The 16,489-nt window shown below is 36.2% G+C and carries 16 protein-coding genes; 2 read left to right on the top strand and 14 right to left on the bottom strand.

The features are described from left to right. Window positions 1-35 precede the first annotated feature (35 nt). Complete coding sequence (locus UCH001_RS01455; protein ID WP_067173323.1) at window positions 36-2,558, top strand: EAL domain-containing protein; 2,523 nt, start codon at window positions 36-38, stop codon at window positions 2,556-2,558. Continuing rightward, a complete protein-coding gene (locus UCH001_RS01450) occupies window positions 2,545-2,859 on the top strand; it encodes a DUF309 domain-containing protein (protein WP_067173320.1) in 315 nt (104 codons plus the stop codon). Before UCH001_RS01455 ends, UCH001_RS01450 begins: the two co-directional genes overlap by 14 nt. Here the strand turns inward: UCH001_RS01450 and UCH001_RS01445 are convergent. The 14 genes from UCH001_RS01445 to nadA form a co-directional block, all read right to left on the bottom strand. Next, window positions 2,850-3,596 (bottom strand): sulfite exporter TauE/SafE family protein, encoded by a 747-nt coding sequence (locus UCH001_RS01445; protein WP_067173317.1) that lies wholly within the window; start codon window positions 3,594-3,596, stop codon window positions 2,850-2,852. The two genes, UCH001_RS01450 and UCH001_RS01445, sit on opposite strands and share 10 nt — an antisense overlap. Then, window positions 3,586-4,575 (bottom strand): bifunctional diaminohydroxyphosphoribosylaminopyrimidine deaminase/5-amino-6-(5-phosphoribosylamino)uracil reductase RibD, encoded by a 990-nt coding sequence (gene ribD, locus UCH001_RS01440; protein ID WP_231963947.1) that lies wholly within the window; start codon window positions 4,573-4,575, stop codon window positions 3,586-3,588. Before ribD ends, UCH001_RS01445 begins: the two co-directional genes overlap by 11 nt. 20 nt (window positions 4,576-4,595) lie before the next feature. Then, window positions 4,596-5,021 (bottom strand): ribosome maturation factor RimP, encoded by a 426-nt coding sequence (locus tag UCH001_RS01435; RefSeq protein ID WP_173636831.1) that lies wholly within the window; start codon window positions 5,019-5,021, stop codon window positions 4,596-4,598. Continuing rightward, the gene (rbfA, locus tag UCH001_RS01430) at window positions 5,017-5,394 is read right to left on the bottom strand and encodes a 30S ribosome-binding factor RbfA (RefSeq protein ID WP_067173308.1); all 378 of its coding nucleotides are present in this window, start codon (window positions 5,392-5,394) and stop codon (window positions 5,017-5,019) included. The genes UCH001_RS01435 and rbfA overlap by 5 nt, the downstream gene beginning before the upstream one ends. Then, the gene (infB, locus tag UCH001_RS01425) at window positions 5,391-8,048 is read right to left on the bottom strand and encodes a translation initiation factor IF-2 (RefSeq protein ID WP_067173305.1); all 2,658 of its coding nucleotides are present in this window, start codon (window positions 8,046-8,048) and stop codon (window positions 5,391-5,393) included. The genes rbfA and infB overlap by 4 nt, the downstream gene beginning before the upstream one ends. Before the next feature lie 279 nt (window positions 8,049-8,327). Next, complete coding sequence (gene thrB, locus UCH001_RS01415; protein ID WP_067173293.1) at window positions 8,328-9,212, bottom strand: homoserine kinase; 885 nt, start codon at window positions 9,210-9,212, stop codon at window positions 8,328-8,330. A 9-nt stretch (window positions 9,213-9,221) separates the two neighbouring features. After that, complete coding sequence (locus tag UCH001_RS13315; RefSeq protein ID WP_231963946.1) at window positions 9,222-9,485, bottom strand: hypothetical protein; 264 nt, start codon at window positions 9,483-9,485, stop codon at window positions 9,222-9,224. Window positions 9,486-9,676: 191 nt separating this feature from the next. Next, a complete protein-coding gene (gene lpxC, locus UCH001_RS01405; protein ID WP_067173287.1) occupies window positions 9,677-10,561 on the bottom strand; it encodes a UDP-3-O-acyl-N-acetylglucosamine deacetylase in 885 nt (294 codons plus the stop codon). Continuing rightward, window positions 10,558-11,160, bottom strand: a complete 603-nt coding sequence (gene minC / locus UCH001_RS01400) for a septum site-determining protein MinC (protein WP_067173284.1) — start codon at window positions 11,158-11,160, stop codon at window positions 10,558-10,560. Before minC ends, lpxC begins: the two co-directional genes overlap by 4 nt. Further along, window positions 11,157-12,527, bottom strand: a complete 1,371-nt coding sequence (locus UCH001_RS01395; protein WP_067173282.1) for a M23 family metallopeptidase — start codon at window positions 12,525-12,527, stop codon at window positions 11,157-11,159. Before UCH001_RS01395 ends, minC begins: the two co-directional genes overlap by 4 nt. Next, window positions 12,524-13,468: a bifunctional oligoribonuclease/PAP phosphatase NrnA gene (locus UCH001_RS01390; RefSeq protein WP_067173280.1), complete on the bottom strand. Its 945-nt coding sequence runs from the start codon at window positions 13,466-13,468 to the stop codon at window positions 12,524-12,526. Before UCH001_RS01390 ends, UCH001_RS01395 begins: the two co-directional genes overlap by 4 nt. A 66-nt stretch (window positions 13,469-13,534) precedes the next feature. Continuing rightward, window positions 13,535-14,593, bottom strand: a complete 1,059-nt coding sequence (gene flhB / locus UCH001_RS01385) for a flagellar biosynthesis protein FlhB (RefSeq protein WP_067173277.1) — start codon at window positions 14,591-14,593, stop codon at window positions 13,535-13,537. Window positions 14,594-14,610: 17 nt separating this feature from the next. Continuing rightward, on the bottom strand, window positions 14,611-15,441 hold the full coding sequence (gene nadC / locus UCH001_RS01380) for a carboxylating nicotinate-nucleotide diphosphorylase (protein ID WP_067173274.1): 831 nt from the start codon (window positions 15,439-15,441) through the stop codon (window positions 14,611-14,613). Then, window positions 15,438-16,430: a quinolinate synthase NadA gene (nadA, locus tag UCH001_RS01375; protein ID WP_067173270.1), complete on the bottom strand. Its 993-nt coding sequence runs from the start codon at window positions 16,428-16,430 to the stop codon at window positions 15,438-15,440. Before nadA ends, nadC begins: the two co-directional genes overlap by 4 nt. Window positions 16,431-16,489 lie beyond the last annotated feature (59 nt).

The raw sequence follows: 16,489 nt of genomic DNA, 5'->3' as shown, positions 1-16,489 counted from the left end.
AGCAAATTTAATTCGCTTTTAACTATACTGGTTACATGAAGATAGCAAAAACATACGCACTCTATAGTGCACTCATTCTCTCATTTGCAATCATTTTAATGACTACTGTGTGGTTTGGTAAAAAAACGCAAGAGCAGCACCAAATCAAACAAGAACAAAGTAGTGTATTTGAGCGCTATAAAGCAGTGTTAAATCTTGAAAGTACCGCTATTAGACAAGTAAGCCAAGATTACTCCCGTTGGGATGAAATGGTAACATTTGTACACAATCAAGATCTAAACTGGAGCAAAGATAATTTAGAGCCAATGATTGAGACATTTCATCTTACATATATCTCTGTTTTTGATGTTTCAAAAAAACAAGTTTATCACTATAAAAACAGTAAAGCAGATGACATCTATCTTGATTTATCCTCACTTATTTCCACACCTTCTCATTTTAAAGAGTTTTTCCATTTTGAAAATGGTAAATTTATCCAATTTTTTCTTTCTCCTATTCATTATTCAGCCGATTTAGAGCGAACAGGTAAGCCGATGGGCTTTTTAGTATTAGGGCGTATTTTTGATGATGCTTTTTTAGAGAGTATGGAGCAAATAACCCTTGGGAAAGCCTCTTTCTCTCGTGATACAAATCATGCTGCGCTTGGTGAGCATTTTCATATACCACTCTCCTCTTTGTCCGATAAAATTATTGGCTATCTTGATTTTTACTATACGCCTTCTGTACTTCTGTTTATGACTGAATTTCAACACTCTATTGTGCTTGCTGGTGTTATCATTATATTATGTGTCATTGTATTCTTTTATGCACTCACACATACGGTTATTTTCACACCTATTAGACGTATTTCGATGGCACTTAAAACACATCAACTGGGATATATTTTAGCACTATCCCGTCAAGAGCATGAATTAGGTGAGATTGCACACCTTATTTGTGAACATGAAAAACAGACACAACTCTTAGAACACTACAAAGAAGCCATTGATGAAAATACCATCGTTTCTAAGACAGATACCAAAGGAATTATTACTTACGCGAATGACCAATTTGTAGCTATTTCTGGGTACTCCAAAGAAGAGTTATTGGGAAAACCTCATAATATTGTTCGTCATCCAGACAATCCTCAAAGCTTTTTCAAAGAGATGTGGGCAACGCTTAAAGAAGGTAAACCATGGAAAGGTGTTGTTAAGAACAGACGTAAAGATGGCAGTAGTTACTATGTCAAATCTGTCATCATGCCTCTTCTTGATGAACAAAATACAATCCAAGAGTATATAGCAATCCGTTATGATGTGAGTGAGCTTTTCGAACAAGTTGAACACCTTCGAAAAGAAAAACTGATGGAGCTCCCAAGTAGAAAAGTACTCTTTCAAGCTATTGAGCAGGCACAAGCTCCTCACTTGGCTATTCTGAATATTTGCGGTTTTCGCGATATCAATACACTGCATGGACAAACATTTGGGGACCTCTATTTACGTCATTTAGCACTAAAAATTAAACAGCTTATGCCTAAAAATTGGCAGCTTTACCATCTCCAAAGTGACGAGTTTGCTCTTTTTTGCGATACAGAGCTTCCAGATCAAGCTTTTAATGATGAGTGCCAACATCTCCTTGCCATTCTTGGTCATGAAGGGCTCTTTATCCAACACGCTTTTTATCCACTCTCAATTCGCTTTGGTATTGCTAATGGCATAGAATATCTTTACAATCGTGCAGAAATTGCTATGAAAGAAGCTCGTTCATCGCATAAAAGTATTGTGATTTACGATGACAATAAAGGCTTTGAGGAGCGTCTTCAAAAAGATATTCAATGGAATGAAACTATACGTAAAGCACTCAAAGAAAACCGTTTTACGATTTTCTTACAAGAAATTGTCCCCGTACATGGTAAAAATACTGAACGTAAAAAATATGAGGTACTCATTCGTTTAATCGATACCAACGGGCAGATTATTTCACCTTTTCATTTTATTGATTTGGCAAAACGTATGCATCTCTACGATCAACTAACCCGCTTCGTACTCCAAGAAGGCTTTAGAGCAGCGCTGGAGCTTCATTGTGATATCTCAATTAATATCACAAAAGAAGATATAGTAAATCAAGAAACAACCAACTATCTTATAGAATTATTGCAGCAATACCCTACGCTTAAAGAGCGCATTACATTAGAGCTTGTCGAATCAGAAGGTATTGAAAATTCTATAGAGGTACGAAACTTTTTACAAACAGCAAGAACACATGGATGTTTACTTGCCATCGATGATTTTGGAGCTGGTTATTCTAACTTTGAATATCTTTTACGTTTAAATGTGGATTTCATCAAAATTGATGGCTCACTGATCAAAAACATGGATACGGATGCAAACGCATATGCTACGGTTAAAACGATTACCCATTTTGCTAAAAATTTAGGTATTTTAGTTGTTGCTGAATTTGTTCACAAAAAAGAGATCTTAGAAAAGGTTCAAGAGCTTGGTATTCATTATGCACAAGGTTTTTACCTGCATGAACCGTCACCAATTCCTAAAATAAAGAGTTCGTATGGAAGCAATTAAACACTTTTTAGACGTTGTCTCTAAAGATGAGTTTGTTGAAGGGCATGAGGTATTAGAAACAGATTGGCATCGACTCAAAAAGCTTTCTGAATATGAAGATGAAGCCAAAATTCTTAAAGGCCTCATTAATGCATCAACAGCCTTAGCTTTAGCATGTAAAGGGAAGAAAGAAGGGGCGAAACAAGTATGGCAAACGTATGAAAAATATGCCCCACTTATTGATACGACCCCATCGCATTATAGAAACCTTTACAAAGAAGCACAAGCTCTTTTGCTACGTAAATATGCTCTTTATATGTAAAACGTTGAGAAAATTAAATAAAATGAAATAACCCATAACATACGATTTAAAATCATCGTATAAAGTTTTTCATTGATACGCTCATGAATTTTTGTACCAATCCAAAATCCTATTAATGAGACAAGTACAAAAAATGCGATAAGCATACTATTTTCTACAGTAAAACTTCCATGATATCCAAAAATTAAAATCTGCAAAGTTTTATTGGCAATGAAACAAAAGCTCATCACCCCAATAGCATGTTTTTTATCAAGTTTTAGTTCTAAAATCAGCATAATCAAAACAGGTGACATAATATTCGCCATTCCGCCCACTAATCCACTGACAAACCCCATGATAACTGTTACGACGCCTTGTTGCTTTGCCACTGCATGCGTCAACGAAAAACGAAGTCTCTCTTTATTGAGATATAAAAGCATTACAGCAGCTATGACTAATTTAAAATAATGACTGTAATAAACAACCAAAAGATTGGTACCGATGATGCTTCCTACCATCACAGAAAGAATAAGCGGCCAAAACTCTTTCCAAATATGAGAGAAGGAATTTGCTTTTTTAAGACTCACCACATTGGTAATAAGTGTAGGAAATAGTGTGTATAAAACAGCTTGTTTTAAATCGAGGAAAAGAACAAAAAGTGGTGTTGCTACCATGGGGAATCCAAAACCAACTACCCCATGAAAAAACCCGGCGAGTAAAACAATAATAACTTCAAAAAGTAAAAATTCACTTTGCATGTTTAAAATACCAACTCATCGTATCCTCACCAACTCTTTGAGAAAAAATTTTTTGCAATCCATCTGGTAGAACAATAGGATTGCCTTCTTTTTCATGAGGTGATTCAAAGATTAAGTACCACTCAACTTTCTTTGAAAGTAGATCAAGAAATCCTTGCCCACCTTCGATCATTACCATAGAATAGTTATTCATATTTTCACTATCTTGAGCAATACTTACCAAGCGATTTGGCATATTAAACAGAGGAATAGTTTGGTCAAAATTATTTTGTTTAGAGAGTATCAATACATCAGGTGCTTTTCCATCACATAATCTTGCATCAAGAATAGGTCTGTCCGTTCTTACTGTATTCCCGCCAATGACTAAAAGATCACAACGATCTCTTAAACGATGAACCATTCTTCTTGAATCTTCCGAAGTAATAATACCTCCCGTTGCGACACCATTGCTACTCACAGCCAATTTAAAAAATACAAAAGGATGTTTGCTTTCTTTGCACGTAAAAGGTGTTAAAAGTAAATCACACGCCTCTTTAAGACATCCAAAGATGACTTCTACCCCTTTTTCTTTTAAAAAAGCACCACCACCTTTAGCCTTTGCGCTTTCATCAAATGAGCCAATGACAACACGCTTTATACCAAGTGCTTCAATAAGCGCTGAGCAAGGAGGCGTTTTACCAAAATGGTGACATGGTTCTAGGGTTACATGCAATGTGAGATTATGAAATAGATGATTGTGATGTTCTTTTAAAAAATCGTGTAGTGCAGTTGCATCTTCTATACAACTGATGCGTGAATCATTGGTTAAGTTCTCATAAGCAGCTTTAAGAGCAAGCACTTCAGCATGAGGTGTTCCCGCTTTTTTATGCGCTCCAACCCCTAATATATCGCCCTGCTCATTACTTACCACAGCTCCAACCGCTGGGTTTGGGAAAGTCAGCACTTGATGCGCCCACGCAGCATCAAGTGCCTTTTGCATTAAGACAGCGTCAAATGCGCTTACCATTCAAAATAGGTTCGAGCACTTTCAATCTCATCCAGAGAAATCTGTTTGAGTTCATTTTCAACGCGCACAGAAGCAGCGTTACCATTAAAGGCTTCAAGTAGACCAATAAATTTTTCTTTAGTCTTAAGTTTTATTTTGACTTTTTCACCAAGAGAAGCACTATAATGCTCTGGTTTTGTCAATTTTCTCTCGATGCCAGGAGAACTGACTTCAAAAAGATATTCACCTTCAAGTGGTGGTTCTAAATCAAAAATTGGTGATAAAATACGGCTAATTTCCGCACATTTATCAAGATTAATACCCTCTTTTGAGGTAATATAAATTCTAAAAATTTTTTTATCAAATTCGTTTGCCACTTCAGTATCATAAAGCGATACACCGCAACTTTCTACAATCTTAGTAATTTGTTCAAGATTAATCATCGCTTTTTTTACCTTTTTTCAACTCTTCTTCCACTTTGGCAAAGAGAGCGTCCATTTTATTTTGAAGCTCTAAACTATCGTCGAAACGGAATTTAAAATGAGGACATCTAAACCAGCCCTCTGCTTGCATACAATGCGTTTGAATATGTCGCTGTACACGATCTAAATGAGAAACGATATAACGCTTTTCAGCTTCGTCATAGATAGATCCATCTAAATAAACGATCGCATCGTATTTTCCACGGCTGCACTGTACATCAACAACGCAAACACCACGAAGCATCTCATCTTCAAGAGTGCAGAGCGCTTCAGGAATAAGCTCTTTTAAAACACTTTCCGTTCGCTGGATTTTAATACTTTTATCCATCATAGTTTTGCTTTTTCTTCAACCTCTTTAAAGCTCTCGATATAATCGCCTACTTTAATATCGTTGTAGCCATCAATGCCAACACCACACTCATACCCTTTACCTACTTCTTTTACGTCGTCTTTAAAGCGTTTGAGTGATGAAACACTACCTTCAAATATAATGACACCATCGCGAATAACGCGGATTTTAACACCTCTATTGATGGTACCATCCGTAACAATACAACCAGCAATTGCACCCAATTTCGGAACCGTAAAGACTTCTCTGACCATCGCTTGACCGATGTTTTCTTCACGAATGACTGGAGCCATCAATCCTGTAACAAGGTTTGTGACGTCATCAATTAAATCATAAATAATATTGTACGTTTTAATCTCAACGCCAGCACTTTTTGCTTTTTCTTTAACAACACCTGTAGGACGAACATGGAAGCCTAAAATCACACAGTTTGAACTTGCTCCTGCAAGCGCTACATCGCTTTCTGTAATACCACCAATACCTGCGCTAACGATATTAACCTTCGTCTCTGAATTTCTAATTTTTTCTAAACTACCCTTAATTGCTTCAAGACTACCTTGAACGTCTGCTTTAATAATAACAGGTAATGTTTTTAAAGCACCCTCTGCAATCATCGCGCTAAGATCATCTAAACTTACTTTGGTTGTTTTAGAAAGCTCTTTTTGACGTAAATATTCTGCTTTTTTCTTCGCATATTCACGTGCAATTTTATCTGTTTTAACGCTAATGAGTGTCTCGCCAGCCCCTGGAACTTCACTAAGACCAAGTACAACAACAGGCTCACCCGGAAGTGCCTCTTTTACGGAGCGACCAAGATCATCAAGAAGTGCTTTAACTTTACCAAATGCTACACCCGCAACAACAATGTCGCCTACACGCATAGTACCGTCTTGAACAACAACTGTTGCAACAGGACCACGTCCTTTTTCAAGTGAACTCTCGATAACAGTCGCTTTAACATCTCTGCTTGGATCTGCTTTTAGTTCTAAAAGATCTGCTTGTAATAGAATTGTCTCTAATAAATCTTCGATACCCATACCTGTTTTTGCAGACACTGGCACGAATTCATGATCTCCACCCCAATCAATAGGTGTAATACCAAGCTCTGCAAGTTGTGCTTTGACAAGATCAGGGTTAGCTGATTCTTTATCCATTTTATTGACAGCAATGATGATTGGAACTCCTGCTGCTTTTGCGTGTTCAACTGCTTCTTTTGTTTGAGGTTTTACACCATCATCTGCTGCTACAACAACGATGACAATGTCCGTAACTTTCGCACCACGTGAACGCATTTCTGTAAAGGCTTCGTGACCTGGAGTATCGATAAAGGTAATGTTTCTACCATTTTTTTCAACCATATAAGCGCCAACGTGTTGGGTAATACCACCTGCTTCACCTGCTGCTACTTTGGCACTTCTGATGTAATCAAGAAGGGATGTTTTACCATGATCTACGTGACCCATAATGGTAATAACAGGTGCACGTTCAACAAGATTTTGCTCACCGGCTTCACCTTCTTCATCATACGCTTTGACATAGTCAAATGCCTCTTGGTCATTGACAGTTGTTACATTAACACCAAAAGTATCTGCTAAAATTTCAATCGAATCTTTGTCTAAGAAGTCGTTTTTAGTAAACATAACACCTAATGAGAAAAGTTCTTTAATGACTTCACTAACAGGTTTATTAATTTTTTCTGCAAATTCATAAACCCTAATCTCTTCAGGAATTTCAATCGCGCTTACTGCTTCTGCTTCTTGAACTTGTGTAGGTCTACGTCTTCTTTTACGACCAACACGTTGAATTCCTTGCATCACAAAATTTGTTTTTTTCGTTGTTCTAATTTGGCTAGGATCAATCTGTTTTTTCTTTTTCGCCTCTTCGTTGACCGTAATGCCTACATTAAGGTCAGGAAGAACAATCATATCTTCTTCTTCCGTATCGATGTTGGTATCTGCCATTTCAATATTTAAAGCAATATCCAATTTTTCAGCATTGGCTTTTTTCTCAGCTGGAACTTTTTTAAGTTTCTTTTTCTTTTTTTGAAGTTCTGCACTATTATTTGTCGTAGACGCAAACATGGACTCCATGCTTCGTGAAGGTGTATTTTCACGTGAGCCATAAAATGACGATGGACTCGGCTTCTCTTCAGCTTCAACCTCTTTAACATCAGGTCGTTTCTTTTTAACAATCACCAAACCTCTACGTTTACGTACATTGGTCGGGTCAAGTTTATCTTCCATATCTTCGTCTTCATCTTCAGCCAAAGGCTCTGTTACTGTTTTTGGAGCAATCTCTTTGTGTACTTTAACACTCTGTCCTGCTTCAAGCTCTTTTTCTTTCAATGTTTTGGTTTTAGGAACAACAACTTCAGGTGCTTTTGGTTTTTCAACGACAGCTGGTGTCTCTACGACTTCAACTTTTTTAATCTCTGGAGCTTTAGGTTGAGGGGATGGCTTACTTGCTTGTGCATTCTCTCCGCTCAATACATAGTTCATGAGTTTTTCGGCATCTTCTGTACTGATTGAACTTGAATGCCCTTTGACATCAAGTCCAAGATCTATCGCCTTATCAACGATCTCTTTGTTCTTCATGCCCAGTTCTTTTGCTATTTCGGTTATACGAACTTTATCCATTCGACCCTGTCTCCTTAAAAATTTTACCAAATTCCATCATTGCTTTGTGATTTGTTTTACATTTATTGTTGAGTATTTTCACAACTTTCTTTTCATTGTTTGTCATACATGCCTTGCAGATATAAAAGCTTCTTCCAACTTTAGAAAACAGCACGAGCTCACCATCTACAATCTGCAATCTTTGTAAACTTTCCTGCAAAGATCTTTCTCTACAAACAATGCACATTCGTATGGGTTGACTCATTTTTGCGCCTGATTATATCAAATTTTAGCTGTTTTTCAGCTTTTTACGATTTCAAAACCGTGGTTATCTAATTCAAAGATTTCTACTCTAAACATCCCAAATGCATTTTTAAGTGCCGTTGCAACTTTTGGAGCATCTTCAGCCTTTACAAGATTGAAAAATGATGAGCCACTTCCTGAAAGTGTACTCATTAACGCTCCACTTTTTAAAGCAATATCACGCACCTCAAAAAGCTCTTTCATCTGTTTCATACGTCGATGTTCATGCATACAATCTTTTGATGCTACTCTTAAAAATTCCCAATTTTCACTAAAAAAAGCTGCCGTCAATAAAGATGCATGGGATAGGTTATACACTACATTTTTCATCAAATAGGTTTTAGGAAGTAATGTCCTTGAATGTGCTGTTGACATAGGACGATCAGGTATGATCATTACTACCTTAAGTTTTTCACTCATCTCTTTTCTGAGTGTTTTTACTTTCCCATTTTCAACAATAGAACTTGTAAATCCTCCATAAACGGCAGGAGCAATATTGTCAGGATGTGTTTCGTATATAATCGCTTTATTTAAAATAGTCTCCCTGCTTGCTTTTATACCAGCCATCTCATAGGCACTTGCAATGGCACCAACAATAACAGCTGAACTGCTTCCCATACCTCTTGAAAAAGGGATATTGTTAAAAAATTCAAATCTGAAAGGATCTTTTTTACCCGTTAATTCTTGATAAATATCATAAAAAATGGAGACAAAAATATTATTTTTTTTAAGTTTTGCATTCTCTTCACCTTCACCTTTAACAGAGATACTCTGATAGCTGGAAGGCTTAATGCTTACTTCATTGTAAAGTGCAATAGCAAGACCTAAACAATCAAATCCTGGTCCTAAATTGGCACTTGTCGCTGGTATTTTTATCTTCACACATTGCTCCTAAACTGCTGGTAACATATAAAGTGGTTCAATTTCATCATTAAAAAGTCTTTCATCCAAAACTGTAGGTAAAGCAAAATGCTGCTCTATGGGAGTTTCTAATCGAACGGTTGTAATTTCTTGCTCTTTTTTAATAAAGTAGAGATTACGCATTGCACGAATGGGTTTTCCTTGATTGAATACAAAACCATCACATGCCAATAGTGGTACTCCTAATGTAATACTGAGCGTTTTTAAAAAAATATAGGTAATTTTAATTGCCATAAAACTTCCAGGACCTCTCGCAAAAAAAAGCCTTTTCGGTTGATATTCTTTGAGAATAGACGCAAATAATAATGGCAATGCTTCACTCGTTTGCTCTATGGTTTCATACGTTTTAACGAGTTGGTTATTTTCATAAATGCCTACATGTAAAGGCGAAGTAAGCGTTATAACAACAATATCAACAGCTGTTTTTATGCGTAAACCTTTTCAAATTCTTCTGCTTTTTCAACACTGAGCGTTCTAATTTCGTAATTACTTGGATCTCTTAAAATAGCTTTTGTAAGTTCATGATTAAGATTATGGCTACCTGCAAATGAAATATAATCACCTACAAATGGTGCACCTAAAAGAGAAAGATCACCAATTGCATCTAAGATTTTATGTCTGACAAACTCATTTGAAAAACGCAATCCTTCAGGATTTAAAATTTTAGTATCATCCATAACTACGGCATTATCAAGTGATCCACCTAAAGCAAGTCCACGTGAACGTAGCATTTGAACATCTTTTAAAAAGCCGAATGTACGGGCTCTAGAAATCTCTTCAATAAAATTTTTCTTACTAAACTCAAAACTATATTCTTGTTTACCAATAGAAGGATGATTAAATTCAATCATAAAACTGTAACTTGGTTTAAGGCTAGGTGTTACACGTGCAAACTTTTTACCATCTTGCACTTCCACCTCTTTTTTAATAATTAAAACTTGTTTTGTAGCTTCAAGTTTTCGAGTTCCTGCTTCATCTAACATCATACAAAAGCTTGCACTACTGCCATCCATAACAGGAACTTCTGCTCCATCTAAAACGACTCTGATATTATCAATTCCATATGCATAAACAGCTGATAGTAAATGCTCAATCGTTGAGATATAAGCACTTGAATTTCCAATGACCGTTGCCATTTGAGTATTCACAACATTTTGAGGTAACGCTTGAACTAAAAGTCCAACGTCACTTCTGTAAAAAAGAATACCGCTATTTGCTTCAAGAGGCTCTAAACGTATCGAAATTGGCTCACCTTTGTGAAGACCTATTCCTACACCGCTAACCGCTTTGGCTAATGTGGTTTGTTTCACACAATTTCCTTTATTTCTATAGCGTTATCACGCATAACAATTTTTTGGAGTACATTTTGTTTGAGCATCTCTCTATCGACAATTTCTCCATTAAAGATGAGATGCCCTCTTGGACTGATGCCGCTCAGTACTATATAATCACCATCGCACTGCACTAATCCATCAATAATACCATAAATACTAATGCTCTCTTCAGAAAAAACTTTTGCTCCACTGTTGACACGACCAAAAATAACGATAGGTAAACTCTCAACAATCTCTTCACCAGAGCGTATAGGACGATCATAAAGCTTCAATTTTGGTAACTGTTTAGACTGCTCAGCAACAGGTTCAGTAACACTCTCTTTTTTAAGTGGTACCTCTTCAAGTGCAGGTGCTTCTTTTTTAATACCTCCAAAACGAATAGTACAATGATTGATGTCTTTGTAACATACCCCACTTTGTTCTAATACAAAGGCAATATTTTTTGTTATATTTCCTTCGACAAGCAAAAAGAATTCCTTCAAAAGAAGGCTGTTTTTTCTAAAATAATCTAAAAAAGAGGCTTCATCATCAATTTCAATATGAAACACTCTCACATTTTTTTGTGTTACTTTCATCGATCCATAATCTTCTTTGCTGATTCTATTACATTAAAGACGCTCTCTTTAAGCCAAACCTCATCCATCCACTCTTCTGGTCTAACATCTACACCTTGAACAAACATACCAAAATGCAGGTGATCGCCAAGTGCCAATCCTGTTAAACCTGTTTTTGCAATAGATTCGCCCGCTTTAACCACATCGCCTTCTTTTACCATATAGCTTGAACAATGTCCATAGAGTGAATAAACCCCTAATCCATGAGAGATAATAATGTTATTGCCATAAATTCCATTTTCGCGAGCAAACACAACCACACCATCATTTGAGGTTTGCATAGCAGCTTGTGCATTGCTTGCAAGATCAAGTCCTAAGTGATACGACTCACTGGTTGGTTGCTTATCATACTCATAAAAACGATGATCGCCAAAACTTGCAACGACTTTTCCGTTACGCAATGGATAAAATGGTTTTAGATAAAATCCACTAATCAATTCTGTTGGTACATTTGACGTTACTTTTAAGATATTTGCTTCATTGCCTTTACGCATATCTTCATTAACATATTTAAACTTTTCCAATTTCGTAAGAGATGAACGCTCAGGTGCCATTTCTGCAATTAAATCGGCAATTTTTCCATCTAAGAAACGGTCATCCAATGCAATAGTAGATGTTTTATACTTTTTATCCTGTAAAAAATAAGGGATATGTGCTTTTGTTAAGTTTCCAGCACGATCTAGAGCGACAACGGATGCACTAAAACTCTCAATATTGGTAGGCCATGCTACTAAAGTAATGTAATACCCTTCTTTATAAAAAGGTGTTGGATAGAATTTTTTACCAAAATTTGTCTCAACATAAAGCGATTTCATTGCTTCATCTTGTGCTTTAAAGATAACCGTAGCAACGCCACCTTTCATAATCTTATATGAACTTCCGATGATGTTAACTTCAGGTCTTTTGGTATCCACTTTAATAACTGATTTGACACTAACACTATTACCCGCAAAAAAGTTCCATTTACTACCATCAACAGCTTCAACAGTCAATTCAAACACTTTTTTGTTTGCACCAAATCCTGTCTTAGGAAAAGAGAGATTGAGGTCGACCACTTTTTCAGGTGTTTTATACTCTTTTGTATCTAATACAACACTTTTTTCACCATCAAAAAGTGATGCTCGCACAAAACGAAGTCCACTTGCATCCGCTAACTGCACTTTAATAGGTTCTTTTAAATTCCATTCAATTTCTTTAGGAAGAACGACTTGAGGAGCTTCTCTTTCAAATAAACTGGAGTTAAATACAAATGCGACTCCACCTACTAAGACTAAAAAAATAAATCCAAGCACAACGGCTGCTATGGACGATTTTCCTTGTTTTCTCATTCTTTGTCTATCCTTTTTATTTTTTCCACAATTTCATCTCGAAGGACTTTTGGATCACAAACAGGTACTTCAAAACCTGCAGCAGTCTTATGACCACCGCCTTGATACTCCAACGCAATCTTTGAGACATTAATATCTTTACTTCTTAATGAGACTTTATAGCCTCCCTCTTTCTCTTCCAATATCATGATCGCAATCGTGACATTAACAATGCTTCTTAGCATGTTGACAATGTTTTTAGTATCGTGTCTTCTAGCGCCTGTGGCCTCAAGAGCTGCTTTATCAAAAATAATGGTAGCAATACGCCCATTTTCATAAAGATCAAAATGGTTTAACATATAACCATAAAGTCTTATTTTTGAAAGGGGCTCTCTACGCTTTACTTTCGAGGCAATCTCTTTTGGATTTGCTCCACGTTTAACCAATTGTGCAACAATACTAAACGTCAATTCGTCCATATCGCCGTATTGAAAAAAACCTGTATCATCGGCAATAGCCGTATAAAGACAAATCGCACACTCTTTGCTCATCTCAATGGCATTGGCTTTTAAAAGCTCATATACCACCATCCCCGCACTCGTGAAACGATCTACCACAAGGTTCATGTTTCCAAAATAGCGATTTGTCAGATGATGATCAATGTTGATAATCTCATAATCCCCTTCTGGAATTTTGAGCCTATCACGCGTTGAGCAATCACAACTAACTACTAAATCGAAACTTTTCGGCAGACTATTTTTAATTTTGGAAAATCCCGGCAAATAGTCATACACCAATGGAAGTTCACTGTTTTTATTGAAGTGTGTTACTTTTTTCCCTGCATGGCTTAGCGCATCATACAGAGCTAAAGCACTGCCTAATGTATCACCATCTGGATGTACATGAGAGACAATAACAATGTGATTGGCTTCAAGCATACGCTTCCACGCTTGTTGATACATTATAACTCCACTTCGAGATAAAATGGAGATTATACTTAATTTTGACTGAAAAGTTATTGATATCTTTTAGCGAGGCTTCTTTGAGCTCTTATAAACAAACGCGAGAACTTCGGCAACTGCCTTATAAAGATTTTCAGGAATAATATCACCAAGATTGCATTTTTTGTACAACTCTCTAGCTAATGGAGGGTTCTCAACAATCTGAATATTATAATTCATCGCAATTTCTTTTATACGAAGTGCAACAAAATCTGTCCCTTTCGCAATAACTTTTGGAGCTGCCTCTTTGTCTTGGTTATAACGAATAGCAACAGCATAATGTGTCGGATTGGTGATAACAACATCAGCTTGAGGAATCTCTTGCATCATACGTTTTTTCGTCATTTGCATTTGAATCTGTCTAATTTTAGCCTTGATTTTAGGATCACCTTCCATCTGTTTATATTCATCTTTTAACTCTTGCTTACTCATACGTAAACTTTTAAAGTAGGTAAATCGTACAAAGAGAAGATCTGCTAAGGCCAACACTAAAAACAAAATCAAAATTACAGCTACAAGAATTAACATTTTCTGCTTTAACCATGATAGTTGATCAAACAATGGAAAATAAATAACCGTTGGTAGCTCTTTAGTGAACGAAAGAAGAAAATAATAACATACCCATAAAATGACACCCACTTTAAGGATAATTTTAATTGCTTCAACCGCTTTTTTCATTGAAAAGAGATTTTTAAGCCCTTTCATTGGGTCTAATTTTGAAAGGTCTGGCATGAGCGGTTTCGTTGTAAAAATAAATCCTGTTTGGATGACATTCGCTAAAATTCCTGCAATAGCAACTGCCAAAGAGAGAGGAATGACCATAAAAATAATCTCTCTAAAAGAGATCATCGATACCTGAAGTGTGACCTCTTTTGTAATTTCTGTACCTATTAAAGATTGATAGTAGTAGTAAAGGTAGACAATGCGAGATTGTATAAATGACAGAAGCGCTAAGAATGCGACAAGTGCTACAAGTAAGGTGATAAAGGCGCTGGTATCTTGACTTTTGGGAACATTACCATCTTTTCTGGCATCTTCAATCTTCTTGGAACTGGGTTCTTCCGTCTTCTCTTGATCATCTGCCACGCTATACTGTTCCTACTTTAGATGAGTGTTTTATGAGTAATTCTCATGGAAAAATCTAACCAAACTGCTTGATGGATCAAACTCCCACTACTAATAGCATCAACACCTGTTTTAGCATACTCAATGATATTTTCTTTTGTAATATTACCGCTAGCTTCTAAAAGGACATGAGGGAAATGACTATTTTTATAAGCAACAACAGCTTTTATATCAACATGTGACATATTGTCGCACATAATAATATCAGCGCCACATTGTATTGCAAACTTCGCAAATTCCACATCCTCACATTCAATTTCGATTTTACATGTGAAAGGAAGTTTTTCTCTTGCCTCTACAATAAAGACCTTCAAATCATCTATGGTTTTAAGGTGTGTATCTTTGATCATTAAACAATCATCTAAGCCCATTCTATGGTTATTTCCACCGCCACAGCGAATGGCATATTTTTCAAAAATACGCAAATGTGGTCTGGTTTTTCTAGTGTCTAAAAGTTTAAGGGTATATCCCTCTAACACTTTTTTATAACCTGCAACATTGGTAGCAATACCACTGGCGTGTTGCATAAGATTTAAAATCGTACGCTCACATCGTAAAATATTTTTTGATTTCCCTTCAATGACAGCTACAAGATCACCTTTTTGAAGCATATCTCCATCATTAAAGTAAAATTTAATATCCAGTTTATTTAATTTACATAATGCCTTAACATAAGGCTTTCCAGCAAAAACACCTACATCTTTACAAATAATATTTGCACTTGCAAAGCTATCTTTTCCTACTAATGAAAAAAGATCGCCCCTACCGACATCTTCCTCAAGTGCTTTTTTAACAAATTTTTTGATCATATTTCAAACATCCTATTAAGGGCTTCATACGCCCATTTACGCGTCTCTTCAGAAACACTGATTTCATTCTCAAAACGCCCTTCTTTAATGCTAAGAAGTGTATTGTAAACATCTTGAAGCGTGGTTTCATTCATAGTAGGGCATTCTGGTTTTGAAGAAGAAAGCACATAAGTGTTCTCTTTACGCAAGCGTTTAATCATATTGTATTCTGTGCCAATCGCTACCTTTTGATCAAGTGGAAGCTTTTTAACATAATCAATAATCTGGCTAGTTGATCCCACAAAATCAGAAAGTTCACATACTTCAGGCTTACATTCTGGATGCGTTACAATTAAAATTCCAGGATACTTTGCACGATAAAAAGCAATATCATCAACATCAAAAAGCTGATGTACAGAACAAAACCCATTATAACAGATGATGTCTGCTTCCTTTGGATCACTTCCATCTCCAACAACACACGATTTGAGTCCCATCTCTTTAGCGATATTTTGTCCTAAACAACGATCAGGTACAAATAAAATCTTTTTGTTACTCTCTAAAGCTTTTGTGATGATTTTTTTTGCATTGGAGCTGGTACAGACATATCCACCCATCTTTCCAACAGCGGCTTTCACATCTGCCGATGAATTGATATACGTAACAGGTAAAATATCTTCTTTTGTTATACCAGCGTTCTCTAAAATCGCAACATTTTGATCAAAATACTCTACATCAATCATTCTAGCCATAGCACAACACGCTATTTTAGGCATTAACACACGTTTATTTGGTGCTAAAATTTTAACACTTTGCCCCATAAACCCAACGCCACAAAAAAGCAAATACGGATTGGCATCTTTTGCAGCCCATTGCGCTAATTGCAATGAATCCCCTGCATAATCAGCGAGTTCAAAAACTTCATCTTTTTGATAAAAATGAGCCACAATACTAACGTGCAACTCTTTTTTTAACTTTAAAATTTCTTCTTTTAAGGTTTGATTATCCACTTTAAATTCCTTGTGTACTATCGAAAAAACTTATTATAGCGTTAAAGAAATAATAACAA

Origin of the sequence: Sulfurospirillum sp. UCH001 (genome assembly GCF_001548035.1) — a bacterium.
Classification (GTDB): domain Bacteria; phylum Campylobacterota; class Campylobacteria; order Campylobacterales; family Sulfurospirillaceae; genus Sulfurospirillum.
Note: the sequence above shows the minus strand (reverse complement) of the source record. Positions and strands in the feature narration are given on the sequence as shown.

What these genes read in the sequence shown, in the direction of transcription:
- UCH001_RS01455 (WP_067173323.1), top strand. Translation starts at nt 36, where the DNA reads ATGAAGATAGCAAAAACATACGCACTCTATAGTGCACTCATTCTCTCA.
- UCH001_RS01450 (WP_067173320.1), top strand. Translation starts at nt 2,545, where the DNA reads ATGGAAGCAATTAAACACTTTTTAGACGTTGTCTCTAAAGATGAGTTT.
- UCH001_RS01445 (WP_067173317.1), bottom strand. Translation starts at nt 3,596, where the DNA reads ATGCAAAGTGAATTTTTACTTTTTGAAGTTATTATTGTTTTACTCGCC.
- ribD (WP_231963947.1), bottom strand. Translation starts at nt 4,575, where the DNA reads ATGCAAAAGGCACTTGATGCTGCGTGGGCGCATCAAGTGCTGACTTTC.
- rbfA (WP_067173308.1), bottom strand. Translation starts at nt 5,394, where the DNA reads ATGATGGATAAAAGTATTAAAATCCAGCGAACGGAAAGTGTTTTAAAA.
- infB (WP_067173305.1), bottom strand. Translation starts at nt 8,048, where the DNA reads ATGGATAAAGTTCGTATAACCGAAATAGCAAAAGAACTGGGCATGAAG.
- UCH001_RS13315 (WP_231963946.1), bottom strand. Translation starts at nt 9,485, where the DNA reads ATGGCAATTAAAATTACCTATATTTTTTTAAAAACGCTCAGTATTACA.
- minC (WP_067173284.1), bottom strand. Translation starts at nt 11,160, where the DNA reads ATGAAAGTAACACAAAAAAATGTGAGAGTGTTTCATATTGAAATTGAT.
- UCH001_RS01395 (WP_067173282.1), bottom strand. Translation starts at nt 12,527, where the DNA reads ATGAGAAAACAAGGAAAATCGTCCATAGCAGCCGTTGTGCTTGGATTT.
- UCH001_RS01390 (WP_067173280.1), bottom strand. Translation starts at nt 13,468, where the DNA reads ATGTATCAACAAGCGTGGAAGCGTATGCTTGAAGCCAATCACATTGTT.
- nadC (WP_067173274.1), bottom strand. Translation starts at nt 15,441, where the DNA reads ATGATCAAAAAATTTGTTAAAAAAGCACTTGAGGAAGATGTCGGTAGG.